This window comes from Rhodococcus sp. NPDC057135, from assembly GCF_042670865.1.
In the GTDB taxonomy this organism is placed as follows: Bacteria; Actinomycetota; Actinomycetes; order Mycobacteriales; family Mycobacteriaceae; genus Rhodococcus_F.
In genome coordinates this window covers 89,263-114,922 of the sequence record NZ_JBHUUU010000012.1, presented here as the reverse complement: position 1 = coordinate 114,922, position 25,660 = coordinate 89,263, and the positions used below count along the sequence as shown (strand labels likewise).

The window sequence follows — 25,660 nt, the reverse complement described above, 5'->3', positions numbered from 1 at the left end:
GGTGCACCGCGAGGACGACTCAGTCCGGGTATCGTGCTGCCCATTCTGCTGGTCGTCACCGCGGTCTCGGCTGTGTGCGCGTTGGCCTTCGGATCCGAGATGCTCCCCGTGTCCACAGTGGTGGACGTGGTGCACTCGCGCTTCGGAGGCCCGGCCGTCACACGCTCGGATCTTGCGATCGTGTGGGGGATCAGGGCACCTCGGGTGCTCCTCGGTCTGGCTGTCGGCGCTGGTCTTGCCGTCGCCGGTGCGGTGGTGCAAACCCTCGTCCGTAACGCTCTCGCCGATCCCCACCTGCTCGGAGTGTCGTCCGGCGCGAGTGTCGGTGCTACCGCCGTCATCACCACCGGACTGTTCGCCGGTGCCGGAGTATGGGCGCTCAGCCTCGGTGCGATGATCGGAGCTCTGGGAGCTGCGATTCTGGTCTTCACCATCGCGACGCTGCAAGGCGGCATCACTCCACTGCGATTGGTTCTCACGGGAACTGTTACCGCATCCGCGCTGTCGGCGATCGCGAGCTTTTTGGTCCTGCGCACCAACGACTCCCAGGCTGCGCAGTCCGTATTGTTCTGGCTCCTGGGAAGTTTGGCAGGTGCCTCCTGGGACAAGTTGTGGGCGCCGGTCATCGTTGTGGTCCTGCTCACTGCAGCGGTGTTCGCGCTGCACGGTTGGTTGGACGCGCTGGCGGCCGGGCCGGACGTCGCGGCTTCCCTCGGTATTCCCATCCGAACCCTGCGAAACGTGTTGTTCGGAGTGCTGGCAGCGTTGGTCGGCACGATGGTTGCGGTCTCCGGTGCGATCGCCTTCGTAGGCTTGGTCATACCGCACGTGACACGCATGATCGTCGGAGCCAGACATCGAGTGGTGTTGCCGGCGGCAGCGCTGATCGGGGCGTCGTTCCTGGTGTGGGTCGACGTCGTGGCGCGGACGTCGTTGCGGCCGACAGAGATCCCGCTGAGCGTGGTGACCGGGGTGATCGGTGCTCCGCTGTTTCTCCTGCTTCTCGGCCGTCGGCGCTACCGTTTCGGTGGTAGTTCGTGAGCGCCCGTGCTCTGTCACTGACTGCGTCCGGAGTAGTTGTTCGCATCGACCGTCGAACCATCGTCAAGGGCGTCGACATCGTGGCTGACGCCGGCGCAGTGGTGGGTGTGGTCGGTCCGAACGGCTCGGGAAAGTCGACCTTCTTGCGCGCTCTCGCCGGTCTCGGACCGATCGTCGGCGGTGACGTTCGCGTCGGCGACGATTCCGTGCACACGATGTCCGCGCGGTCGCGGGCCAAAGCAATTTCTTTTGTGGCGCAGGAAGAGCAGAGTCCCGCCGACCTGTTGGTTCACGAATACGTGACTTTGGGACGCACCCCACACGCGAAGCCCTGGAGCGTCGGCGGAAAGCACGAGAATGCCGTCGTCGATCGTGCTCTGGGCGAGGTCGGAATGATCGAGCACCGATTCTCTTCGATGGACACGCTTTCCGGCGGCGAGCGTCGGCGGGTATTTCTTGCCCGGGGACTCGCACAGGACGCCGGCGTACTCATCCTCGACGAGCCGACCAATCATCTCGACATCCGGCATCAACTCGAATTACTCGATCTGGTCCGGTCGTTGGACCGGACGGTGATCATGGCACTGCACGACCTTGATTTGGCTGCAGCAGTGTGCGATCGGGTACTCGTGCTCGCGGACGGAGTTGCCAAGGCCTTCGGTCATCCCTCCGACGTACTCACCACCTCGGTGGTCGCAACTGTTTTCGGCGTCGAGACTTTCGAGCTCGTGAACCCTGCGACAGGCCGTTCACACCTCGTATTCGAATCACGAAATTCTCAACCACAACTCACATTTTCGGAGAGTGCACTTTGATACACGTCAAGACCCGCGCGTCGTTCGGTGCGGTCGCAGCCGCGACAGCGTTGTTGGCCGTTTCCGGCTGCACAGCGACCGCACCCGTCGACGCAGCCGCAGACAAGACTTCGGTCACGCTGGAGAACTGCGGAACGGAAAGCACTTTCCAACTTCCGATCGAAAAAGTTGTTGCCACAAGCAATGCGGCCAATATCGGCACCATTCTCCGAGTCGGCGGACTGGATCGTCTCGCTGCGGTCGTGTTGAACACCAACAACGACGCGGTCATGGATTCGATGTTCGGTCCTGGAATCGCCGACGTTCCACACCTGGACGGAACGATCACGATGGAGACGATTCTGGGTAAGCAGGCGGACCTGGTGGTCGGCTCGTACAGCGGCTTGTTCAAGGGAGCGTCCGGTGTGACGCCGGAATCGCTGCAGGGCAACAATATCGACTCATATGTGATCTCCGACAGCTGTCGGCAGAGTGCCGCCGCGGATTCCGCGCTCGGAACGATGGGTCCGTGGGATGCCCTCCGTGCAGACGTGACGAATTACGGAAAGCTGTTCGGAACCGAGGACACTGCCGCCGAGGCGCAGACCGAACTGGATTCGCGTTTGGCACGTCTGGAGTCGGCACCGGATGCGGGCGACAAGCCGAAGGTGCTGATCTACGACAGCGGTGAAGAAGATCTGTACACCAGCGGAGGTAATGGAGCCCCCAACGGAATCATCGATGCGGCCGGGGGAACCAATGTGTTCGCCGACGTCGACAACACCTGGTTCAAGGCGAGCTGGGAGACCGTCGCGAAGTCCGAACCCGACGTCATCGTGATCATGGACTACAAGAAGAGTGCCGACGAAGTACAGGGCAAGATCGACGCGATCAAGAGCCGAGAAGGTCTACGTGACCTCGACGCCGTCAAACAGAACCGCTTCGTCGTGCTCCCGCTCGCCATGTTCACCAGCGGATTCCCCAACATTTACGGCGCGGAACAGTTGCGCGCGAAGATCGAAGAGTTCGGGCTGGCTCCGTCGAGCAGCATCGACTGGACAACTGCGCCGTCGGCATGAGTGTCGACAGTGGTTCGCGTCGGGTGATCGTTGTAGTTCGGCCGACGGTCAGTGGACTGGACGAGTCGGCTGCACGCCGGCTGCTCGACGCTGTTCAAGCGGGCACCGACGTCGACGTTCGTGTTGCGTACCTCGATGTCGCTTCGCCGAGCCTTCACGAGGAACTCGATCGAGCCCGTACCGATGACGTGGGCAAGGTCGTGCTGATTCCAGTTGCGGTGCCGAGGGATCGGTACCTGCTCACGTGGACAAGCAAGGCGGTTGCGAACTGGCGCGAAACCCGAATCGACGCCGAACTGGAAGTGACGCTCCACGAATCGGAATCGCTCGAAGGCGCGGTGGCCGGGCAGGTGATCGACGAACTCGGCTCGGCGGGAAAGCCGATCACCGCGAGTCCGGCGTCGTACCGCAGTCCGGCGTGGTCGGTGATCGAGCCGCACGAGAGGCATCTGTTGGTGTGCAAGGGGCCTCGCTGTATGGCGTACGGAGCAGGACCGTTGCACCGGGCGATGAGCGCGGCGGCCAAAGGTACTTCGGCAAAGGTGACGGGGACCGGTTGCCTGAGCCCGTGCAACCTGGGGCCGTTGGTGATCGCGAACCCCGGCGGTACCTGGTTCGGTCATGTGGACGCCGGAGACGCCGACGCGTTGGTGTCCGGTCTCGAGGATCAATTGGTGGATCACGTTCTGGACCGGTAGATACCGGGTCGGTGAAAGCAGAGAACCCGCTGGGCGCGAAGTGCGCTCAGCGGGTTCTGGTGTCCTGTCTCAGGAACCGAAGGGCAGGGTTCCCGGCGGGATCTGGTATCCACTGCTGCCGACGGAGGCGCTGCCCCAGAGTGCGAGGAAAGCGTTGATGGCGTTGGTGAGCATATGAATGTCCTTTGTGAGATGACTGATTCGTTTTCGACGGTACCGGGTGGATCTGTGGATTCGCTGGGGGGTTGGCACCCTTTTCACGGGGTCGGCACCCGTTCCGGCAGGTCGGAACGGGTGCCAACTGTCAGCAAAGGGTGCCAACTCCCGGGTGGGTCAGCCCACGTAGCCGGGCGGCATGAGTACGGACTTGGTCTCGCAGAAGGCCTCGAGGCCCTCGGGTCCGTTCTCGCGGCCGATACCGGAGTTCTTGTACCCGCCGAATGGTGATCCGGGATCGAAGGCGTACCAGTTGATCGCGTAGGTACCTGTGCGGATCTGCGCGGCAACTTCGAGTCCGTGATCGATGTCGGTGGTCCAGACTGATCCGGCGAGGCCGTAATCCGAATCGTTGGCGATCTTGATGGCCTCGTCCTCGGAGTCGTACGGAATCACCGAGAGAACGGGTCCGAAGATCTCTTCGCGTGCGATGGTCATCGAGTTGTCGACGTCGGCGAAGATCGTCGGCTCGACGTACCAGCCCTTGTCCAGACCGGCGGGACGTCCACCACCGAGTACGACGCGTGCGCCTTCTTCCTTGCCCTTGGCGATGTATCCCTCGACGCGCTCGCGCTGCTTCTCGGAGATCAGGGGGCCGAGTTGTGCTGCGGGATCGGACGGATCGCCGACGGTCATGAAGCCTGCGGCGGTCTTCATGCCCTCGATGACCTCGTCGTAACGCGAACGGGGAGCGAGGATTCGGGTCTGAGCGACGCAGGCCTGACCGGTGTTCATCAGCCCGGACATGACGAGCATCGGCATTCCGGCGGCGATGTCGGCGTCCTCGAGGATGATCGCGGCGGACTTGCCACCCAGTTCGAGGGAGCAGCGCTTGAGGTTCTGCGCGGCGATGGCACCGATCTTGCGGCCGACGGCACTGGATCCGGTGAAGGTGATCTTGTCGATGCCCGCGTGCGAGACCAGGTATTCGCCGGTCTCGGCTCCGCCGGGGAGCACGGAGATGACGCCTTCGGGAACGCCTGCCTCGGTGAAGATCTCGGCAATCACGTGGACGGACAGTGGCGATTCGGGTGCGGGCTTGAGCAGAACCGTGCAGCCGGCGAGCAGGGCGGGTGCCAGCTTGTTGATCGCCAGGAACAGCGGGACGTTCCAGGCCAGCACGGCGGCGACGACGCCGACGGGCTCACGGGTCACCTTGGTCTGCCCGAATGCGCCGGTGCGCTTCTCTTCCCACGCGAACTTGTCGGCCAGTTCGGCGTAGTAGCCCAGCGTCGCCATCGACGGGGTCTGCTGCATCATGCCGACCATGGCGGGCGGCTGGCCCATCTCGTTGGAGATGAGCTGGTTGATTTCCGCGCTGCGCTCTTCGATCAGCTTGGCGGCCTTGGCGAGGATCGCGCCGCGCTCGGCGGGGGTGGTGCGTGACCACGGTCCCTCGAACGCCGCGCGGGCTGCGGACACGGCCGCGTCGATATCTGCCGGTGCTGCGATGGGACAGCTGCCGACGCGTTCCTCCGTTGCGGGAGAGAACACTTCGAGTACCTGGTCGGTAGCCGGGGCCACCCATGCTCCACCGATGTAGAGCTTGTCGTAGTCAGTCATCAATTCATTCCTCGGTGTTGTCGGTCGCCGCGAGGGCATACGCGTCGTCTGCCTGTGCGGTGTCGGTGAAACTGGTGAATCCGTATTTCTCGTGCGGTCCGATGGCGGCTACCTCGAAAAGACCGGTGCCGGTGTGGGTGTTCGCGCCTTCGGTGAGCGTGAAGGACGCGAGGTTGTCGACGGGGGAGAACATGCGTTGGAACGGTTCGATCTCGTGGACCTTGTGGCGCAGTCCCTGTACGACGAGTTCGCCCTGCCACATTCCGTGACGCCAGTCCTGTTCGAGTCCGTAGCCGGTGCCGATTCCGATGTAGTTGGCCAGCAACAGTTCGCAGGTGACGGTGAGGACTTCACCGCCTGGCCGGTGGAAGGTGATGGTTGCTCCGGTGACGTCGCGGGTGTCGGGGCAGAACGTCAGTTCGTGTTCGGGCCGGCCGAGCCATTCGTTGTCCCTGGTTTCGTCCGGCCACACTCGCATGGCCTCTTCGACTATGCGCCTGCCCTGCTCGTCTTCCTGCATGATCACCGAGATGGTGAACTCGTCGAACTGCATGACCGCGTAGATCCAGAAGAAGTTCTGGATTCCGTCGACGGCGCGTCTGCCTTGCGGTTCGGCTTCACCGACCGGACGCACACCCCACGAGCGGTCGCGGTTTCCCCGCCACGTCTTCGGGTCGATCGCGAACTCCTCCCCGTCGACGGTGAGCGATCCGGTCCAGGTCCCGGTTTGCAGGAAGCGCGAGGTGTCGAACGTGACCCGTTCGAGTTGGCGACGAAAGTGCTTGGGCTCGAGCGCCGCCGGGATGGTGGCGTCGAAGGTGATGTCGAAGGAGAGATCGTATTCGCTGCCCGGTTCGAGGACGACGCGGAGCTTCTGCAGTCCTTCCAGCACTTCGATGCGCAAAGGTCCGACGGTGGTGTCGGTACGGTCGGCGCCCAGTGCCTTCGACATACGGGCAACGATGTGGTCGTCACCGCGGCGCAGTACCGCGAAGGCGTCCATGACGCCGAGGTTGGGGTACTGGCCGAGTCCGACGATGAGGAACACGTCGGGGGATTCGGTGGGGTAGCAGTTGAAGTAGTAGCGGTCGTAGAAGTTTCGATCCGAGGTGGCTACGTGACGGATCGGTTCGGCGATCTGGTGAACGGGGTAGTCGTCCATCGGTGACAGCATGTCAGGCCAACCTCTCCCAGTAGGTACCGTCGAGCATCGCGGCGAGCGAAGCGCGGTGCATGATCATGTCGTCGGGGTCTTCGGGTCGCTGTGACTGGCCGAAGGCTATGGCGCGGGCCTGGATTCGCCACATGATGACCGCCTGACGCAGTGCGGCATAGGTAACGTAGAACTCCAGATCGTGTGGGGTGTGGCCGGTGATCTCGGCGTAGGTCTGCGCGAGATCCGGCAGTCGAAGGAAGTCGGGAAGGCCGGGTAAGTTCGCCAGTCCGGCGATGTCCTCGAAGAACCTGTGCAGGAATGCCATCCAGCCCAGATCCATCTCTCGCGGGCCGAGAGTTGCCATTTCCCAGTCGAGTACGGCTACCGGTGCGAAGTCCTGGTACATGACGTTACCGATGCGCGAGTCGCCCCAACAGAGCACGGCCGGCGAATCGTCCGCGGGATTGTTTTCCTCGATCCAGTCGAGGGCGCGTTCGATGAGCGGTGATCTGATGCCGTCGGAGACCACCCACTCGTAGTACGCGCGCTGCTCGGCGATGTGTGCCGTGAATGCTTCTCGTGCAGTCGTTCCCGAATTGGGGAGCCGGAGGAAGTCGAAACGCTCACACGGCTTGTCGATGTCATGCAATTGAGCCAGGACGTCGACCGAGCTGCGCTGGAGGGTCTTTCGCTGCTCGGGGGACGCTTCGGTGACCCACGATCCGAAGTTGTACGGCATGACGTCAGGTGGCACGTCGCCGGAGATGCGTTCCATCACGAAGAACGGCGCACCCAACGCGTCCGGGTCGGATTCGGACCAGTACACGGCAGGCACAGGTACCGCCGAGTGCTCGCGCACCTGAGCCATGGTGCGGAACTGGGATTCGAGGTCGTAGGTCGGAAACACCGGCATGGTCGATTCCGTCGGTGCTACCCGAGCGACCAAGGGATGATGATCGCCGTCCCAGGTGGCGTCGAAGAGGATGGTTTCGCTGGACATGCCGTTGGCTGCGGGCAAGGTGACGTCGGCGACGGTCACAGTGGATTCGCTCGGCACCTTGCCTGCCATCCACCGTTCCAGGCGCTCACGGAGGTCTTCGGTGTCGCGGAGGGAATCGCTCGGTCGGGCGACCTGGGCGTGATGCTCGGTTTCATCGGTCGAAGAAGCAGTCGAGGCAACGTCAGATGAGGAAGCGTCTGGGCTCACGGTCACCTCCTTCCCGTAGGCGTCACGTGCAATGCCCGTAACGGTGTGAGTCAGAACACTAAAACACGTTACAGAAATTGGGAACAGGTGGCACCCGTTTAGTGGGACTCCCTGCGGATTTGTCGGGGAAGAACGCGTGTCAGATAACGGCGGTGAGCGCGAGCAAGCCCGCACCGGTCAGAGTTCCGGCGCCGCCCAGCTCGGCGGGAACGATCCGGAGCCCGGCGATGAACGACAAACGGGCATGTCGGGCAGCCGCGTCGAGCATCGGTTCCCACAGCGGTGCACCCGACTGGGCGAAACCGCCGCCGATCACCGCGAGGTCCACGTCCAGGAGGGCAGCCGCCGAGGCGATGGCACCACCGAGCGCCGTGCCTGCGCGGTGAAGCGCGTCCACGGCGATCGCGTCGCCGCTGCGTGCACCCTCGGCTAGTTCACGGCCGGTGTTCCCCGACCAGCCCTGACTACGAGCCCACCGCACCGCGGACGGTCCACTGGCCACCGTCTCGAGGCAGCCGACGCCCCCACAACTGCACGGTTCGGCAGAGCCTGGAACGACGAGGTGACCGATGTGGCCCGCGTTGCCGGTTCGACCTCGCGCAATCTCTCCGCCGAGAACGATTCCGCCGCCGATCCCCGTAGAGACGACCAGGCTCAGGAGGTTCGGGGTTCCGCGTCCGGCGCCGTGGTGGAACTCCGCCAGCGCCGCTGCCGCCCCGTCCATGGCGAGGGCGGTTCCGGCGTCGGGAAAGAGGTTACGGACGCCCTCTACCAGCTCGAATCCCTGTGCCCACTCGGTGATGTTGATGGGAGCGACGACGCCGGCGACGGTGTCCACCGGCCCGGCGCAGGCGATGCCCACACCGTCGACGTCTCGGCCGTCGGCGACTCGCTCGAGCAGCGCCGCGCACGCTCCCCACGGGTCGGTCTGCGGCGTCGGAACGCTGTCGAACACGGGAACACGGCCATCCTCGGACACGACGCCGGCAGCCATCTTGGTGCCACCGATGTCGAGTGCGAGGCGCATGCCGCTATCGCTTTTCGAGAACCACGACGAGGTTGCTCACCAGGAACTCCCGCAGGCCGGGGACTCGGACCATCCACCACGCCCACGACGGGTGGTAGCGCGGGATCGCGGCGAGCAATGTTCCCTGGCTGGTTCCACGGGCCCAGCGTAGGCCGTCGGTGGCGCCGACTTTGAACAACGACACCCCGAATCTGTTCTTCGGTTCGCGTCCGGTCTTGCGGAGGTACCGCTTGGCCGCGTACTCGCCGCCCAGCGCGTGCCACGGCCCGGTTTCGTGGCCGCCGAACGGACCCCACCACAGGGTGTACGAGAGAACCATCAAGCCGCCGGGCTTGGTCACACGCAGCATTTCCTCGGCCATCAGCCACGGCTCACTGACATGTTCGGCGACATTGGAGGAGAAGCAGATGTCCACGGACGAGTCCAGGAAGGGCAGAGCCAAACCGGATCCACGCACCGCCCCTCCTACCGTCAGACCTGCCGCATGCATCTCCGAGGGATCGGGTTCGACGGGAATGTAGCGGGCACCGGCGGCCTGAAAGACCTCCGCGAAATAGCCCGGCCCGCCGCCCACGTCGAGGACGGTGAGGCCGTCGAGGGATCGTCCGGTGTGACCTTCGTGCAGGTCCGAGATCAATTCGACGGAGTCGCGTGCGAGTGCACCGTAGAAGATGTCGGGTGCGGTCTGCTCGTGGCGGAAGTCGCTGAGCAGGCCGAACGAGCGTTTCAGGGTTGCCCGTCGGCCGAAAATGCGGGTCACTGCGGGCTTGGTCACGGGTAGCAACTTTAGCCACTGGGGCGCCCGGTCCACGAACACCGTCACGAGCGCGGCAATACGGACGCTCGAACAGTTAGGGTGTTCGGCAGGGTTACCGGCCGGTCAGGCGGGGCATCCCGCAGGATCGCCCGAATCGTGGTGGCCACCGACCAACTCAGGGAGTAACGCACGTGCGCGAGGTTCTGTTGCTCTGCTGGCGCGATACCGGGCATCCCCAGGGCGGTGGAAGCGAGCGTTACCTCGAGCAGGTCGGATCCCAGTTGGCCGAGCGCGGCATCAAGGTGACGCTGCGGACGGCGTCGTATCCCGGAGCGCCCGCGTCGGAGGTTCGTGACGGCATCACCATCAGCCGGGCCGGTGGGCGTTTCAGCGTCTATCCCCGCGCTCTGGCTGCCATTGCCGCTGGGCGTCTGGGTTTCGGATCACTGAAGGGCATTCGCCCCGACGCGGTGATCGACACCCAGAACGGCATCCCCTTCTTCTCGAAGACCGTAGCGGGTGCACCGGTCACGCTTCTCGTCCATCACTGCCATCGTGAACAGTGGCCGGTGGCAGGCAAGCTCGTCGGTCGGATCGGCTGGTGGGTCGAATCGCGATTGTCCCCGCGCACCCATCGGCGTAGTCAGTACCTGACGGTGTCGCTTCCCTCGGCGGAAGAATTGGTGGATCTCGGTGTCGAGCGCGAACGAATTGCCGTGGTGCGCAACGGCGCCGATCGGCTTCCCGTCGGCGTCGACGCGGGTGGATCGATCACCAGGGCCGAGCGTCCCACCATTTCGGTTCTCTCACGGCTGGTGCCGCACAAGCAGATCGAGGACGCACTCGAAGCTGTCGCGGCGCTGCGGCCGACGCTTCCTGACATCCATCTCGACGTCATCGGTGGTGGTTGGTGGGAGCAGAACCTGCGTGATCGTGCCGCCGAGTTGGGGATCGGCGACGCCGTCTCGTTCTACGGTCACGTCGACGAGGCTCGTAAACATGAACTACTGGCGCAGTCGTGGATTCATCTCATGCCTTCGCGAAAAGAAGGATGGGGCCTTGCAGTCATCGAGGCTGCGCAGCACGGTGTTCCGACGATCGGCTACCGCAGTTCCAAAGGCCTGACCGATTCGATCGTCGACGGAGTGACCGGGCTTCTGGTCGGTGGCGAGCATGCCGGCGACGGTGACATCGCTGATCTGACGCAGGCTGCCGGCACCCTGCTCCGCGACCACGAACTCCGCACGGTGCTCGGTGAGAAAGCTCGCGTGTGGTCCGGCGAGTTCTCCTGGGAACAGACCGGCACCGGAGTCCTCGAGGTGCTGACTGCACACAAGGACGGTCGTTGGGTCTCAGGACTGGCCGCGCCGCGCGAGTCGAATTCGGTTCTGGTTCAGTCCGACTGAGATCAGCCCGATCACACCCATCAGTACCCACGTGAGATGCGCGACTATGACGGCAGTTCGGGCGCCGGTCGAGGCTTCCTGTGTGGCAACGCCTCCCGGTACTCGGTAGAGTTCGAGATCGTCGTCGGCGAAGACCTGCTCCAATCCGTCGAGCGTGGTTGCCGAGTTGCCGAGCTGGCCTGGTGTCCCGCGCTCGATCAGTACCCATCCGACTCCGAGATCGGCCAACTGCGTAGGACTTCCGCCGGCCAGCAGTAGGTCCTCGACCTGGGTGGCTCGGGTTCCCTCGCCGCCGACCGCACCCCCGGCAACCACCAGTTGGCCGGTCTGCAGAACGTCGAGAGGCAGGAAGCGTGGTGCGGGGTCGAGCACCGGCGCATCGCCGCTGTAGGGGAAGGCGCGGAACATTCCGGCGGGAAGCACTGCAACGTCACCGGTTTCGTCTTGCAGTTGCTCGGCCACCACGGTCCAGGACCCGGGATAGTGCACGGGTTTCAACGCGCCGCCGACGCCCCACACCAGATCCGGCAGCGCCACGATCGTCACCACGACGGCGGCGATCGAGAATGACGGGCGGGGAACGGTGAACCGATTGCCTGCCCACATCACCGCGGCGGCGGCAGCGAGTGCGTAGAACGGTACGGCCAGCGCGACCCACTTCTGCGCGTCACGCAGCAGACCGGCGCCGGTGAACACCTCGACCGACCATCGGCCGACGTCGAGTCCCCACGGGGTGGCGCCCAGGGTCGGAGCCAGCACCGCAAACAGGGCCAGCGCGCCGAGTCCGCTGACAACGGGATTTCGGCGTCGTCGCCACAGAGCGGGCACACCGGCGAACACCACGACTAGCAGAAGAAGTGTTCCGATCAATGCGAAGAGTGTTGTGCGCGTGGACGGTATCGCTGCCGAGTTCCAGATACCGCCGAGACCGGCGAGGCTGCCGAGCGTCGCGAGACCGGGTTCCGCTCGGGCGGCAAAGGCGGCGACTCCCGCCGGATCGGAACCGTCGCCCGCTGCTCCGGATACGAAGGTGGCGACCAACCACGGCGAGGCTGTGACGAGGAAGAGCCCGACAGTGCCGCAGATACGCCTCAGAGCGGAGGTGCGCCCTCCTGGGGAGGCAACTACCACCAAGGCAGCCGCCAGAGCGAGCAGAGCGCCGGTAGGTGTCAGGCCCGCGAATGCCAGTGACGCGGCCAACGCCCACCACGATCCGGGCGTTGCTCGGCGAACTCCGATTCCGGCACACACGATCCACGGCAGTGCGGCATATCCGGTCAGCAGACTCCAATGTCCTTGCAGCAGGCGCTCGGCCACATACGGGTTCCAGAGCATCACCGTCGACGCGACGAGTTGTGGACCGAGACCGGCAGTCGGCAGCAGAACGGCGACCATGCGCGCCGCACCCCAACCGGCGAGCCAGAGCGCCGCGAGCAGGATGAACTTGACCACCAGTCCGCCGTCGATCACGGTGCTCAATGCTGCGATCAGCGCGTCCTGGGGAACAGCGCGCGCTGCGGCGTCGGTGAGTCCGAGGGCGGAGTCGGTCAGGTACGAGCGCGGCGTGCTGACGGCGTCGCGCAGCAGGAGGTAGCCGGGGCCGAGCAGCGGTCCGAGGATCAACAGTGCCAGCGCCAGGCTGTACGCCGCAGGCAGGTAACGGCGGTATCCGGCTTGCACTGTCATGACGCGCACGATACGTGGTGCATCATTACTGCCATGCCTCGCCAACCACTCGATCGCGCCGCCGCGGCCGGGGTCGGCATGGTTTTGGTGGGATCGATGACGGCCAATGTCGCGTCGTACCTGTTGGCATGGTTGGCCAGCCGATGGTTGGGGCCGGTCGGCTACGGCGAGTTCGCGAGTCTGCTTGCCGCCCAGTTGGTACTTGCGGTTCCGGCGTTGGCGTTGCAGACGGTGGTGGCCCGCGAGGCGGTGCGAGGCAAGAGCACAGATGCGTTGCGGTCGTTGGGGTATCGATGCACGGCGATCGTCGCCGTCCTCGCGGTGGCGCTGGCTCCGGCGATGGCGTGGCTGCTCGACACCGGAATCGTGGCGGCGTTCTCGGCATTGGTGACCGCGCCCATGTTGGTTCTGTTGGCCACGGAGCAGGGGTTATTGCAGGGGCACGGTCGATTCGGCACTCTCAGTGCGGTACTCGCCGGCGCCGGGGTGATGAAAGTCCTTCCGGCAGTGATCGTTCTGGCATTCGGCGGCGGAGCAGGTGCGGCATTGGTCGCGGGCGCGGCCGGAACCGCGGTGCTGGTGGCGATAGTTCGCGTGGTCGACCGAACCGTCTCGGTGAGCGAGGACCGGCCGGTGCGTATCGGCGTCGTCTCCGTGCTCGCGGCGTCGCAGGTTCAGCTCGCGCTTATCGCGTTGTCCTCGCTGGACCTGCTGATCGTCCGCGTCGTCCTCAGTGAATACGACGCCGGTGTCTACGCACTGGGCGCCGTCGCGACGAAGGTCGCGTTCTGGCTGCCGCAGGCAGTGGGCGTCGTGCTGTACCCGAAGATGGCGAACCCGGCGCACTCGGCGCAGGCGGTTCGCTCGGCTCTGGCGGTGCTCGTCGGTATCGGCGCCGTCCTGGTTCTCGGGGCGGCGGTTGCCGGCCCACTGGTGCCGATGCTCGTGGGCGACGCGTACGCCGCCGTGGCTCCGATGCTGTGGGCCTTCGCCCTGCACGGTGCAGCGCTGGCGGTACTCCAGGGTGCTTTGCTGTCCGCAATCGCGTCAGAACGCACACGAGTGGCCCTTCTGGCATGGGCAGGGCTGGCTGTGGAGGCGACGGTCATGCTGGTGTGGGCGAAGACGCCGGGAGAGTTGATCGGTGTCGCCGTCGTGGTTGCGTCGACGACGGCGTTGGCGGTGTCCGTCGCCGCGGTGCGAAGTGCCGACCGCGCCGGGCCGGCACCTCGCAGCGGCGTCAGTTCTCCAGACGCGTGAACAGATCGTCGAAGTAGTCGAGCGTGCGCATCGCGGTGTATACGGATCCGTAGTTGATGTTGCCACCCGTGTAGACGACGTTGTCGCCTTGAACTGCGCGGATACGGTTCCACATCGCGCGGTCGTCGCTGACGGGATCCACGCCGGGCGCGGTGGTGACGATCATTCCGTCGGCCGAGTCGAGGGCAGTCACCAGATTTTCGGTGGAGATCTCCTTCTGTCCCTCGACCGGCCACTGGAGTTGCACGCCGAGGTCTTCGGCAACCTGCGTGGAGATGCCCTTGCGATTGACGCCGTTGACCTTCTGGTTCACGTAGTTCAGCAGCACGATCTGCTTGCTCGCCAAGCTCTGGGCGTGGCGTTCCTTCAATCCGGCTGCTTTGTCCTCGTACGCTCCGACGACCTGACGGACGTCGGGGTTCTCGGTGCGATTCAGCCAGCTCGCCAACTGATCGATGTTCTCGCGCCACGGACGGGTGAAGTCCATCGGGAGCACAGGCGCTGTCTGGCTCAACTGCTGCAGTGGCCACATGTCTGAGGCCTCACCGATGTCGGTGCAGATGATCAGGTCCGGTTCCAGCGCGAGAATGGCCTCGACGTTGACCGGTGCCTCGAATACCTGCGCCGTGGGATCAGCCGGAACCCACGGCTCGGCGGCGTCGAAGCTGTACGCGATGACAGGAAGGCCCATCGCGACGGCCGGTTCGAGGTCGAGTCGGGAGTCGATGGCGACGACGCGCTTCGGGGTGAGCGGAATGTCGTAGGTTCCGAGAGAGGTGGTGACCGTGCGCATCCCGGACGCATCGCTTTCGGTCCCGGCGGATCTTGCGCAACCGGCGGCGAACAGCCCGGAGAATGCTGCCGCACCGACCACGAATCTCCGCCGCGTCAGATCGCTGACACAGATGTGTGACCCCAGAACTGTTGATGCGGGCATGTGGCTCCTCGTGCTCGGGGTGATCTGGACTTCCAGAAAACGCTAAGCCCGTGACTGTGCGGAGGGAACGACCCGTCGCGCCAATCCGTACGCCGATCCGGCAACAACATCCCGAAACGCAGCAGAGCGCCCCTTCCGTGTGGAAGGGGCGCTCTGCTGCTTACTGTCTGAATCAGTCCTTGCGCAGATCCGGACGCGGGATCACCTGAGTGTCGTCCGAGGTCCAGTCGTGTTCACCCGGAGCCGGCTCGGGCGAGCCCTGGCCGCTGGGATTCTGGTTCGTTCCGCCGTGTGCAGCGCGGGCCGGAGTTCCGCCCTTGCCGCCGCGAAGGCCGAGGAAGATACCGGCGATCAGTGCGATGACGCCGAGGACACCTGCCACGATCGGGACGGTGCGGCCGAACAGCGAGAGCTTGTCCATGCCGTCACGTGCCTGCTGGACCTGGTACTCGATGGTCGCTTCGTCGAAGGGCAGGGTGACCTTGAGAACCTCGACGTCGACGGCGTCCTTGTTGCGTCCGTAGTACTGGTGCAACTGCTCCTGGCCCTTGACGACAACGCCGGTCTTGGGCTCGACCCACAGGTCACGGACGTTGGTGTACCAACGCGTCATCGTGATCGGAGTAGCGCCACCGGGAACGCCCCAGGTGTCGGCGGGCAGGCTCAGCTTGTTGGTGGGGGAGTTGACGACCTTCGACAGGTCGACGGGATCGATCGTCTGCTGGAAGTGGTACACCTTCAGGCCGTTGATCTCGGTCTCTTCGACGAAGTCGATGTCCTTCGTGGCGCGAGCGTTCAAGTCGAAGTAGGGGTAGCTCTTCTGTTCCGTGTTGAACGGGAACTTGTACTGCAGACCGTCGCGGGAAACTTCTTCGGCGGGCTGGTCGCTGGACGTCTGGACGGTTCCGACCGGATCGTTGGTCGGCATCGAGCTGACGCGATCGAGCGTGACGCGGTCCAGGGTTGCGGTCAGCAGCCCGGTGTCGCCCTGCTTGTCGGTACGACGGACCGTCTGGCCGGCTTCGACGGTGATGATGTCGGCGTCGGACGGGTCCTGCGTGGTGACGTAGCGCTGAGCGACGATCGGCACGTTGGTGTCGACCTGTGCCTTACCGCCGAGGAGGGCCGCCGAGTTGAGGACGCTACCGGTGCCCGTGGCGACGGTGGTCACCTCGAGGTCGAGTGGCGTCTTCTCCAGCTTGCCTACCGTGTAGGTAGGAATGAGGATGGCGATGGCCAAAAGGAAGGCACCGAGGCCCACCAGAATGCAAGGAAGTATCCGGCTCGGCCCTGAGCGTTCCGCCATGCTGTGACTCCTAACCCGTTAAGTCTTTCGAGGTTCCCCAACCGGCACAATATGAGCTGCGCAGATCGCATGGGGCCCCCGATGGACACCATGTGTGGCAGAACACTAACAGTCCACCGGCCCGGTTTGTCGCATGAGGGCATGAATTGGCCAGGCATTTTGTTGCGAGTCCCTGGTGGTTTCCCTCAATCGGCCTGGGGTGCACACTTATCCGTGATGATCAGTTCCACGAATTCCTCTCAGACGGTCCCGCCACAGGCTCGGGGCTTCGTTCCAGCTTTGGACGGTATGCGTGGATTGGCCGCGCTCGGCGTCCTCGTCACCCATGTCGCGTTCCAGACGGGTGAAGCGCAGTCCGGTGCGATCGGGCGCGCGTTCGGCCGACTCGACCTCGCCGTAGCGGTGTTCTTTGCTTTGTCCGGATTTCTGCTGTGGCGCCCCCACGCGGCAATGGCTCGCGGAATCGGGCAGCCACAGTCGACCGTCCGGTACTGGATCTCCCGCGCGACGCGCATTCTGCCGGCGTACTGGGTGGCAGTGGTCCTGATCCTGCTGTTCCTGCCCGGCGCGGGCGGGGGCTACCAAGTGTGGCTGGCGAATCTCGGGTTGGCGCAGGTATTCGTGCCGTTGACACTCACCGAGGGGCTCACACAGATGTGGAGCCTGTCGGTCGAGGTGGCGTTCTACCTCCTGCTGCCGTTGTTCGCTTTCCTGATGGCGCGACTACGTGGCAACTCGGCCCGGTTCCGGCTGCCGCTTCTGCTCGGGGTGTCGGTCTTGGCCTTGACGTGGGCGTTCATTCCGATTCCGACGCCGGACGCCATCCACCACGACAACTGGCTGCCCGGCTACCTGCCGTGGTTCGGCGCCGGCATGATCCTGGCCGAGCTGGCAGTTGGCCCGTCGACGTGGGTGCATCGCCTCGCGCACCGTCGGGTACTCCTGACCTTTGTTGCCTTGGTCGCCTTCGTTCTCGCGTGCACCGATCTGGCCGGGCCCGAAGGGCTGGTGCGGCCGGAGCCGTGGCAGTACGCGATCAAGATTGCTCTCGGCGCGATCATCAGCTTCTCGTTGATCGCGCCACTGGTTCTGCGCGATCAATCGCAGCATCGCTTCCTGGCCAGTCCCTTGGCGCTGGCAATTGGACGTTGGTCCTACGGACTGTTCATCTGGCACCTGGCCGTACTGAACGCTGTGTTCCCCGTGTTCGGCATAGTTCCGTTCTCGGGCAGCTTCTTCTACGTCCTGGCCCTCACGGTCGTCCTGAGCGTCGCTGTGGCCTCGGCCAGTTACGCGTTGGTGGAGGAACCGGCGCGCGTTGCGGTGACGCGGTGGGAGAAGCGTCGCCATATCGGTGAACCGGCAAAGGGCAGCGCGGCCAACCCGGTCACGACCAAGGCGACCAACATCGAGAACTGAATCGCGAACGAGTCGCCCACGTAGCCGCCCGGTGCCCGCCACGGTCCCGTCGAGAGCAGCGTGATGCCGATCATCGCCGCCACGCCGGCAGTGCCGACCAGGATTCGTGCGGTTCGAGCCGGGCCGAAGAATCGCAGCGCGGCGAGCCCGAGGATCGAGCAGACAACCGCGATCGCCGCTCCCACTCCGCCGCCGATGACGGTGGCCGCCGCGAGCACGCCTACCCATCCCGCCGCGACGCTGCGCCACGGTCGGGGCGGTGTGAGGGGCTTGGACTCTCGGCGAGCGGGGACAAAAGCTGCGAACAGCAGCGGGATCAGCAACACGAGCCCGCCGAAGATGCCGAGGCGGTACCAACGGTCACTGGGGAAGTCGATGGTGACGGTTCCCGCGGTGCCTGCCGGCACGATCCAGCCCTGCTGCCATCCGTTCACGACCACCGGCGTCAGTTCGGAACCGTCCGGCGCCGTGGCGATCCAACCGATACTGGTGCTCTCGGGATTGACGATCAGCTGATCGGTGGACGAGTTCGTGACGGTGAGTTCGCGGTGATTCGCCGTCCACGCGGTCGATTCGAGCGGTGTATTCCGTTGTGCGGGTGATGGATCGACAGCCGTCAGATCGAGGTTGTCGACCGAGAACGCCGGGCCGGGTTCGACGACCACCTCGGGCTGTCCCGCCGGCAAAGTTGCCGAAGCGTCCAGACCGCACGCGAGCGCCTTGACCGGTGCGCCGTTGCGTAGCTGCGCCGCCGTCGCGGTAATCGAAGTGGGGAACTGCTGTCCGGCAACCGAAATGGTCGGGCCGTCGCCACACGGGACGGTGACGGTGCGGTTGTCGAGTGCGTCCGTGTCCTGTACTCCGGAATCGGCGATCGGGGTTCCGTCGGCCCCGACGACACCGACCTCGGCGAGGCCGGTGGGCTGCGCCTGGGCGAAGCCGAGTGCCGTCTGATCGAGGACGGGTTCCCAATCGGTGACACTCAGGACGATCTTGTCGGTGACGTAGGGGGAGAGGAGAACTCGACTGGTCTGAGGTGTTTCGAGCTCTCGGACCTGCGGGCCGTTGCCGAGGTTCACCGCGACGCTGGTCGGCAGCGACGGGAGGGTGCCGAGCCCCCGCGTGATGTCCAGTCCGGTGACCAGGGTCGGCTCGGGGAGGGTAAGTGTCAGAGTCGGTTTCGGGCCACCGGGCTCGGTGGTGCGCTGAGGCGCCGACCACGTGGTGCGTGCGTCCCCGTCGGTGGCAGCGAAGGCAGATCCGCGGGTGTCGCCGATGTCGCTCGAACCCGAGGCCGTGATTCGGCCGGGGACGGAAAGGAGGTCTTCCAGGGCGTTTCCTTGACGCGCTCGGACAGTCAGCTCCGGTGTAACCACGGTGTTTTCGGGAACCGTGAGTGTGCGCTGGAAACGGCTGGGTTCTTCGGGTATCGCCATGAACGCATTGCTGCATCGCACGCGGTCCGTCGAGTCCGCGCACGCATTGCGGCCGGGGAACTCTTGGCTCAGATTCCAGGCGTTCACGGATGCGCCTGTCGGCGCACTCGGCAGGACCGTGTCGAAACGGATCGGTACGGCCTTCGGCGCATTACGGTCGGAGAAATCCTCGACGGAGAGTTCGCTGATGCCGAACTGTGTTCCGGGTGAACCATTTTCGGTGTGAGTCGCCGTGATGCGGACCCACGGCGTATTGCCGCCCGGGATCGAGACGGTGATGGGCTCGCCCGGACGCTCCACCTTCACCGCCGTGCTGCCGTTCGGCGTCGAGACCTCGAGCCATTTGACGGGGGCGCCGATTGCAGCGGCACTGGTGGTCAGGTGGAGCAGGCCACTGGAAATCGGTGCGTCGAAGTCGATCTGCAACCACTGACCCAGTGCGCGCTCGATGCCGTTGCTGAACCAACCGGTGGCCGGATCGCCGTCGACCGTCGATGCGGGGCTGCTCGACGGTGAAGTACCGCCCAGTTGGGTGGCATCAGAGGCGGCGCTGGAAACGGTGATCGAAGCTCCGCTCCAACGGCCTTCCACGAGAGGCGTGTTCGCAACCGGATAGTCGGGCACCAAGTTGTAGGTGCGACGAGCGTCGTCGGGGGTACGTAGCGCGGAACTGTGGTTGTCGACCTGACCGAAATCGGTTTCTCGATCGCGTGGGGTGTCGGTGACGGTGACCGAATCGACCGGCAGTCCCGCAGCTTCGGCGTCGGCCGCCAGGATCATCGGCCCGGTCCCCGGAACCAGTCCGCTTTCGTGAAGGCGCACAGTCGATTCCGGCCCGCCTTGTACGCGCGGAACCTGGTTCAGGGCTACGGAGTACGGTCCACTGACCGCCGCGGTGCCGTCCGGCGGGGTGACCTCGAAGATCTCGATGGCGGGGTAACCGGGGCGCAAATCGCTGTCTGCGACCAGCCCTTCGATCGGTTCGGGGCTGTTGTCCTCACCGAAGTGTGCGACTCGTTCGATTCCAGGAGAGCCTTCGACCGCTTGATGCACGAGAATCGGCCTGGCTGAGCGCGACGTTTCGCCGTCGAGGTCGTTGCGCATGACCAGGTAGTGGATGCCCTGCCCGAGCAAGGTCTGCGCGAGTCCGTCCGACGGGCGTCCGTCGGCGATCAGACGTTGCACCGAATCGAGCGCGCGAATGGCGCCGGGCGGGGTCAGCGGGACCGAATCACGCACTGCCCACGGCGTACTCGCCAATGCCTGAAGCGGCTCGTCACGCGTCAGACCCCAGACCTGGCTGCCGAATGGCACTCCGGGGACGACCAGGGCACGTTCTGCTTCCGATCCGGGTGAGGTGTTGTCCTCGAGCCACTGCGCTGCTTCGTTCCAGTACGAGGGGACGTCAGGATACGCACCGCGGGGAGCGAGCTTTCCAGTCCAGGCCAAGGCGGTGGAGAGGGTGAGGGCGACAAGGATCAGGCTGGTCAGTGCGACCATCGGTTCGCGCTCGGGATGGGCGAACGCGCGTCGCCATCGGGTGAGCGGAACCGACCCCGGCAGCGGCACTTTGGCGAGTAGATGTGCGAGTCCGAGCACCAGCGGCAGACGGACCAACGGCTCGAGCTTGTGGACGTTGCGCAGCGGAGCGCCTGCCGAGTCGAGGAACAGGCGCACCGACTCCGACACGGGCGAGCTGAGTTCACCCACGTATCCCGCGGCCAGGCCGGTGATACCGACGAACAGGATGAGCGTCAGCCGGCCACGGGCGGGCATGGACCGCATGCAGAGCCCGGCGAGGCCGGCGGCGGCAACCAGACCGGTGGCGACGACTGCTGCGGGCTGGGTGACCAGTACGGCGCCGGCAATGCGTTCGGGGGAGACGAACGGGGTCCAGCTGTCCGTGCCGCGAAGTATCTCGGCGAGCGATGCCCACTGAGTGGTGACACCGGCGGACTCGATGTAGTCGAGGAACGGTGGGCTGATCTTGCCGAGCAGCAGGAGCGGAACGATCCACCACAGGGTGCCGAGAGCGACGAACAGGGCCCACCAGGCGGTGAACGTCAGCCACGTTCGGTTGGGTTTGTGCGAGAGCCACCAGATGATCGCGACAAGGCAGGCCGCGGCGGTGGCGACGGCATTGATCGAACCCATGAGCGCGACGGCGAGCGCAGATTGTGCGGCCAACCGCCTCAACCCCCGTGAGCGGTCAGGGAGTCCAGGGACTCCTTTTCCACGCACAGGGCCGAAGGCCAAAACCACCGGCAACAACACCCACGGCGCCAACATCATCGGCAGGGTTTCCGAGGAAATCGAGCCGAGCGTGGTCAGTACGCGGGGAGAAAGAACGAAGGCAACCGCTGCGATGACGCGCGAACTACGGCTGCCGATTCCGAGAGCCTCGGCAACTCGGATGATGCCCCAGAAACCCGCGATCAGGAGCAGAGCCCACCAGATGCGCTGGGTGATCCACGGCGGAACATTCGCCAACTCGCCGAGCGCGAAGAACGGCCCGTGCGGAAAGAAATATCCGTAGGCCTGGTTCTGAACCTGGCCGAGCGGGGCCTGACTACTCCATTGATGCGACGCGCGTTCGAGGAAACCGAACGGATTCTGCGTCAGGTCGTACTTGGTGTCAGCGGTGATCAGACCCGGCGATTGCAGAAAAGTGAGAAGAAACGCTACGACGGAGGCGCCGAACAGCCACCGCTTCGACAGGGGCTCTGCCGACGGGGCGATGTCTACCGAAGACACCGCTGCGTCGGCGGAAGAACGGGAACTCGCGAGGCCTGCGCTCTCAGCGGCTGCCGTACTCAACCTGGTTCAGCACGGAAGAATCTGCGTTTCCGCTGCGGTCGATCTCGGGACGAGTGTTGTCCGACGCGGCGGCCGTGACACCGAAGATGACGCCGGCACCCAGAACGGCACCGATGACAGCGCTGGCCACACCGGGGACAAGGAACTTCGTCATCGCGGATCTCCCAATTGGTCGTTAGTCGGTCGTTCGCGGTCGGACGGACTTACCGGCCCGTACGAACTGCTCGGGTCAAGGTATCACCCGCACTCGAGAATCCGGACGATTACCCTCGTGACGTGCTGGTCAGTCGAGGGTTTCCGCACCGAGCGCGGTCAACAGAGTGCGCAGTTTCGTGGACGTCTCATCGAGTTCGTCCTGCGGGTCCGATTCGGCGACAATTCCGCCACCCGCGCTGGCCCAGGCACTGAGGCCGTCTGCACCGATCTCCGCGCAGCGGATGGCAACCACCCAATCTCCGTCGCCGGCATCGTCGCACCAGCCGACGGCGCCCCCGTAGAAACGGCGTGGCTCTTCGGTCTCGCGGATGACTTTCAGTGCCGCGTCGGTGGGCGTTCCGCACAGTGCCGGCGTCGGATGCAGGGCGATGGCGAGATCGAGCGCAGTTGTGTCGTTTCGCAGCGTGCCGCGGATCGGGCTGGCCAAGTGCCAGACCTCGTGGGTATTGGTCAGCTCGGGTATCGCCGGTACCGACAAATCACTGCACATCGGTTGCAGGATCTCGCGGATCCATGAGGTCACGAAGGCGTGCTCGGCCAGGTTCTTCGTCGAATGCAGCAGGCTCTCGCCTGCCTCGCGGTCTTGATCGGCGTCACCGGACCGCTTTGCGGTCCCGGCCAACGGGCGACACGTCACGACGCGCCCGCGTCGACTGACCAATACTTCGGGCGTCGCGCCGACCAGGCTGTGGCCCTCGAATTCGGCTCCCGCCGCAGAGAGATCGACGGCAAAGGTGTTGGCGACGGGATTCAGCGCCGCCATGCGTGCGGCGAGCGCAGCCGGGGAGATCGGGGTCTGCGTCCGAAGCTCCACAGTGCGAGCCGCGACAACTTTGTCGACCTCTCCACTGCGGAGGCGTCCGATCAACTTTTCCACCCGACGGAGATGCTCCGACGACGACGGGATCTCTCGGCCCACCCGGGTCGTGGGCAGCGGCTGGGGATCAACCGGTTGCCACGGCCGGGGCGTGATCGTTGCCTCAGCAGGCTCGTACAACGCCGTTGCGGCAGCCGGGTCGAAAGGGAGAGCACCGACGATCAGCTTCGCCGAACCTGCCGACAGAGCGTTGGCGGCCGCGTCGGAGCTGTCGAAGCTGCGTCGTACGCCGCGGGTGACAACGCTGTGATCGGGGCGCGAGAGAACAAAACCGTCCATGGTGCATTCGACACTAGTCGGCCGCGGATCAGGAATGCGCGAAGGTCACTTCCCTGGAGGGACGATCAACACCGGCCGATGACTGTGACGCAGAACATGATCCGCGACGCTGCTCTGCAATAGCGACCGCAAACCCGTCGTACCGCGGGTGCCGGTCACGATGATGTCGACGTCCAATTCGTCTGCGGTTTCGACGATTGCAGACCAGATCGCGGAGCGGCACTCGGCGCTTCTACCTTCGACGGTCAGGCCCGCGGCTTCAGCCAGCGCGACGCCCTCGGCGAGGGTGACTTTGGCGTCGGTGTACGCGATGTCCTCGACGTCGTCATCGGGAACCCACTCCGGTTGCATCACCCCGGACAGGCCGGACATGCGAGCGGCCTGGCGGACCATCGGCTCCCAGGCGGTGACGAGAACAGCACGATTGGCGGAGAGGAAACGCCCCGCATAGTTGACGGCGCGCTTGGCGTTGTCGGAACCGTCGTACGCGATGAGCATCAGACCTTGTGGCATCACGACCTCCTCGTCAGCGGGGGGAATCGGTTCTCTTCCAGGCTACCGTCCCGATGTGCCCGTGAGGGAGTGTATGGGTACCGGGTCCGTTACGGTCGAGGTATGCGGATCAAGTTTCTGAAGGCTGCGACGACCATTGCTCTATGCGGAGGGTTGGTTGCCGGATGCTCAGGCGAAAACGGGACCGCTGATCCTGTTTCGAGCGCCCCGACCAGCACCAGCACCGAGATCACGTCGACGCCTGCGGCATCGAGCTCCGCACCCGTCGCCGCGTCGTGCGGTAGCGACCTTCTGGCCTCGCTGTCCCTGCGTCAGAAACTTGCCCAGCTGCTCAACGTCGGCGTCACCGGGACCGACGACGCGTTGTCGATAGTGCAGAACGAGGAGATCGGCGGCATCTTCGTCGGAAGTTGGACCGATCAGTCGATGCTCACCAATCGCGAAGTGCCGCAGGTTGCTTCGGCGTCGAAGTTGCCCCTGATGGTGACGATCGACGAGGAAGGTGGACGGGTCTCCCGCGTCGCGGACATCCTCGGACCCGATCCGTCGGCCAGGGAAACTGCGCAGACAATGACAGTGGAACAGACGTACCAGATGGCGCTCGAGCGTGGACGCGGATTGAAGGATCTCGGGATCACCGTCAACTACGCACCCGACGTCGACGTCAGCAGCCAACCCGACGACTCCGTGATCGGTGACCGCTCGTACTCCGACGACCCCCAGACCGTGGTTGCCTACGCCGGTGCGTACGCGCAGGGCATGCGAGACGCCGGAATCTTCCCGGTGATCAAGCACTTTCCCGGGCACGGCAGCGCGTCGGGTGACTCGCACCGCGGTGAGGTGACCACGCCGCCGCTGCAGGATCTGATCGCGTCGGACCTGATTCCCTTCCGCGAACTGTCGGGAACCGGAGTCGGAGTCATGATGGGTCACCTCGAGGTTCCCGGACTGACCGAGCCCGGCACGCCTGCCAGCATCAGTCCCGCCGCCGTTGCGTTGCTTCGCGACGGAGTGGGTTACGGCGCAGCGCCGTTCACCGGTCCGGTGTTCACCGACGACCTCAGCGGTATGCAGGCGATCACCGACCGATACGATATTGCCGACGCAGTTCAGGCTGCACTTGCGGCAGGAGTCGATCAGGCATTGTGGCTGACCACCGATGACGTACCGCGGGTTCTCGACCATCTCGAGCAGGCCGTCGCGTCGGGTGCGCTTCCGCAGGCGCGAGTCGATCAGGCCGTCGTCACGGTTGCCGCGGCCAAAGGTGCCGTGACCTGCTGAGTCGAAGCTGCGATTCGACGCACAATCTTACCGTAGAGTAAGATCGACATTTACCCTGTGGTTGGAGGAAGCATGGCCGGCGGTACCAAGCGACTGCCACGCGCAGTGCGTGAGCAGCAGATGCTCGACGCAGCTGTGGACGTGTTCTCCGACAGGGGGTTTCATGAAACTTCGATGGACACCATCGCGGCAAAAGCCGAGATCTCGAAGCCGATGCTGTACCTCTACTACGGCTCGAAGGAAGAGCTGTTCGCGGCGTGCATTCATCGTGAAGGACTCCGCTTCCTCGAGGCCCTCGCCCCGGCCGGCGCGCCCAACCTGACTCCGCGTGAACAATTGCGCGCCGCTCTCGAGGGGTTCCTCGGGTTCGTGGGCGCAAACCGCAAGTCGTGGATGGTGCTCTACCGTCAGGCCGTCGGGCAGCAGGCTTTTGCGGGAACCGTGCAGTCCAGCCGCGATCGGTTGATCGAGTTGACCGCGCATCTACTCGAGTCCAGCACCAAGGATCCTGATTCCGCGCACGATTACGGGATCATCGCCATCGCGCTCGTCGGCGCCGGTGAGGCAGTAGCCGACCGAGTCGCGGGTGGGGAAATCGAAGTGGATGCCGCAGCGGACCTACTCGAATCCCTCGCGTGGCGCGGTCTGTCGGGCAAGAAGAAGTCCGAATAGCTCTCAGACCAATCTGA

General features: G+C 64.8%; 20 protein-coding genes and 1 pseudogene. 9 read left to right on the top strand and 12 right to left on the bottom strand.

Annotation, left to right across the window (positions count from 1 at the left end; all coding sequences use genetic code 11):
- Positions 1-33: 33 nt before the first annotated feature.
- Genes ACFT1A_RS22290 through ACFT1A_RS22275 form a run of 4 tightly spaced genes read left to right on the top strand, consistent with a single transcriptional unit; the run spans position 34 to position 3,612 of the window.
- On the top strand, positions 34-1,041 hold the full coding sequence (locus ACFT1A_RS22290; RefSeq protein ID WP_378448876.1) for a FecCD family ABC transporter permease: 1,008 nt from the start codon (positions 34-36) through the stop codon (positions 1,039-1,041).
- Positions 1,038-1,856, top strand: coding sequence for an ABC transporter ATP-binding protein (locus tag ACFT1A_RS22285; RefSeq protein ID WP_378448798.1), 819 nt, complete (start codon positions 1,038-1,040; stop codon positions 1,854-1,856). The genes ACFT1A_RS22290 and ACFT1A_RS22285 overlap by 4 nt, the downstream gene beginning before the upstream one ends.
- Complete coding sequence (locus ACFT1A_RS22280) at positions 1,853-2,914, top strand: ABC transporter substrate-binding protein (RefSeq protein WP_378448797.1); 1,062 nt, start codon at positions 1,853-1,855, stop codon at positions 2,912-2,914. The genes ACFT1A_RS22285 and ACFT1A_RS22280 overlap by 4 nt, the downstream gene beginning before the upstream one ends.
- A complete protein-coding gene (locus tag ACFT1A_RS22275) occupies positions 2,911-3,612 on the top strand; it encodes a CbiX/SirB N-terminal domain-containing protein (protein ID WP_378448796.1) in 702 nt (233 codons plus the stop codon). Before ACFT1A_RS22280 ends, ACFT1A_RS22275 begins: the two co-directional genes overlap by 4 nt.
- Positions 3,613-3,945: 333 nt before the next feature.
- Here ACFT1A_RS22275 and ACFT1A_RS22270 read toward each other — a convergent pair whose 3' ends face one another.
- The 5 genes from ACFT1A_RS22270 to ACFT1A_RS22250 all read right to left on the bottom strand — a co-directional run bounded on the left by ACFT1A_RS22270 (position 3,946) and on the right by ACFT1A_RS22250 (position 9,556).
- Positions 3,946-5,391 (bottom strand): aldehyde dehydrogenase, encoded by a 1,446-nt coding sequence (locus ACFT1A_RS22270; protein WP_003945530.1) that lies wholly within the window; start codon positions 5,389-5,391, stop codon positions 3,946-3,948.
- 4 nt (positions 5,392-5,395) lie between these two features.
- Positions 5,396-6,565 carry a hypothetical protein gene (locus ACFT1A_RS22265; protein WP_378448795.1) on the bottom strand — a complete coding sequence of 390 codons (1,170 nt, stop codon included), beginning with the start codon at positions 6,563-6,565 and terminating at the stop codon, positions 5,396-5,398.
- Position 6,566: 1 nt separating this feature from the next.
- Positions 6,567-7,754, bottom strand: coding sequence for a phosphotransferase family protein (locus tag ACFT1A_RS22260; RefSeq protein WP_378448794.1), 1,188 nt, complete (start codon positions 7,752-7,754; stop codon positions 6,567-6,569).
- A 139-nt stretch (positions 7,755-7,893) separates the two neighbouring features.
- A complete protein-coding gene (locus ACFT1A_RS22255; RefSeq protein ID WP_378448793.1) occupies positions 7,894-8,781 on the bottom strand; it encodes an ROK family protein in 888 nt (295 codons plus the stop codon).
- 4 nt (positions 8,782-8,785) lie between these two features.
- Positions 8,786-9,556, bottom strand: coding sequence for a class I SAM-dependent methyltransferase (locus ACFT1A_RS22250; protein ID WP_378448792.1), 771 nt, complete (start codon positions 9,554-9,556; stop codon positions 8,786-8,788).
- Between the two features lie 173 nt (positions 9,557-9,729).
- Here ACFT1A_RS22250 and ACFT1A_RS22245 point away from each other — a divergent pair, with 173 nt between their 5' ends.
- The gene (locus tag ACFT1A_RS22245; protein ID WP_019747129.1) at positions 9,730-10,944 is read left to right on the top strand and encodes a glycosyltransferase family 4 protein; all 1,215 of its coding nucleotides are present in this window, start codon (positions 9,730-9,732) and stop codon (positions 10,942-10,944) included.
- Here the strand turns inward: ACFT1A_RS22245 and ACFT1A_RS22240 are convergent.
- On the bottom strand, positions 10,891-12,630 hold the full coding sequence (locus ACFT1A_RS22240; protein WP_378448791.1) for a hypothetical protein: 1,740 nt from the start codon (positions 12,628-12,630) through the stop codon (positions 10,891-10,893). The genes ACFT1A_RS22245 and ACFT1A_RS22240 overlap by 54 nt on opposite strands.
- 33 nt (positions 12,631-12,663) lie before the next feature.
- Between ACFT1A_RS22240 and ACFT1A_RS22235 the strand changes: the two genes are divergently transcribed.
- Entirely contained in the window at positions 12,664-13,890 is a 1,227-nt protein-coding gene (locus ACFT1A_RS22235; RefSeq protein ID WP_378448790.1) for a lipopolysaccharide biosynthesis protein, read from the top strand.
- On the opposite strand, the gene ACFT1A_RS22230 is transcribed toward ACFT1A_RS22235, so the two are convergent.
- Together ACFT1A_RS22230 and ACFT1A_RS22225 are read right to left on the bottom strand one after the other, a co-directional pair.
- Positions 13,871-14,827 (bottom strand): ABC transporter substrate-binding protein, encoded by a 957-nt coding sequence (locus ACFT1A_RS22230; protein ID WP_378448789.1) that lies wholly within the window; start codon positions 14,825-14,827, stop codon positions 13,871-13,873. The two genes, ACFT1A_RS22235 and ACFT1A_RS22230, sit on opposite strands and share 20 nt — an antisense overlap.
- A 172-nt stretch (positions 14,828-14,999) precedes the next feature.
- A complete protein-coding gene (locus tag ACFT1A_RS22225; RefSeq protein WP_019747133.1) occupies positions 15,000-16,133 on the bottom strand; it encodes a DUF3068 domain-containing protein in 1,134 nt (377 codons plus the stop codon).
- A gap of 51 nt (positions 16,134-16,184) precedes the next feature.
- On the opposite strand from ACFT1A_RS22225, the pseudogene ACFT1A_RS22220 reads away from it, so the two are divergent.
- A pseudogene (locus ACFT1A_RS22220) lies at positions 16,185-17,399 on the top strand (acyltransferase family protein); the annotation flags it as partial.
- 23 nt (positions 17,400-17,422) lie between these two features.
- On the opposite strand, the gene ACFT1A_RS22215 reads toward ACFT1A_RS22220, so the two are convergent.
- The 4 genes from ACFT1A_RS22215 to ACFT1A_RS22200 all read right to left on the bottom strand — a co-directional run bounded on the left by ACFT1A_RS22215 (position 17,423) and on the right by ACFT1A_RS22200 (position 23,690).
- Positions 17,423-21,742 carry an alpha-(1->3)-arabinofuranosyltransferase family protein gene (locus tag ACFT1A_RS22215; RefSeq protein WP_378448875.1) on the bottom strand — a complete coding sequence of 1,440 codons (4,320 nt, stop codon included), beginning with the start codon at positions 21,740-21,742 and terminating at the stop codon, positions 17,423-17,425.
- A 43-nt stretch (positions 21,743-21,785) separates the two neighbouring features.
- On the bottom strand, positions 21,786-21,959 hold the full coding sequence (locus ACFT1A_RS22210) for a DUF2613 domain-containing protein (RefSeq protein WP_003945488.1): 174 nt from the start codon (positions 21,957-21,959) through the stop codon (positions 21,786-21,788).
- Between the two features lie 129 nt (positions 21,960-22,088).
- Entirely contained in the window at positions 22,089-23,177 is a 1,089-nt protein-coding gene (locus ACFT1A_RS22205; protein WP_378448788.1) for an isochorismate synthase MenF, read from the bottom strand.
- 45 nt (positions 23,178-23,222) lie between these two features.
- Positions 23,223-23,690, bottom strand: coding sequence for a universal stress protein (locus tag ACFT1A_RS22200; protein WP_230815001.1), 468 nt, complete (start codon positions 23,688-23,690; stop codon positions 23,223-23,225).
- Positions 23,691-23,792: 102 nt separating this feature from the next.
- Here ACFT1A_RS22200 and ACFT1A_RS22195 point away from each other — a divergent pair, with 102 nt between their 5' ends.
- Together ACFT1A_RS22195 and ACFT1A_RS22190 are read left to right on the top strand one after the other, a co-directional pair.
- Positions 23,793-24,971: a glycoside hydrolase family 3 N-terminal domain-containing protein gene (locus ACFT1A_RS22195; protein WP_378448787.1), complete on the top strand. Its 1,179-nt coding sequence runs from the start codon at positions 23,793-23,795 to the stop codon at positions 24,969-24,971.
- 72 nt (positions 24,972-25,043) lie between these two features.
- The gene (locus ACFT1A_RS22190; protein ID WP_378448786.1) at positions 25,044-25,643 is read left to right on the top strand and encodes a TetR/AcrR family transcriptional regulator; all 600 of its coding nucleotides are present in this window, start codon (positions 25,044-25,046) and stop codon (positions 25,641-25,643) included.
- Positions 25,644-25,660: the final 17 nt, after the last annotated feature.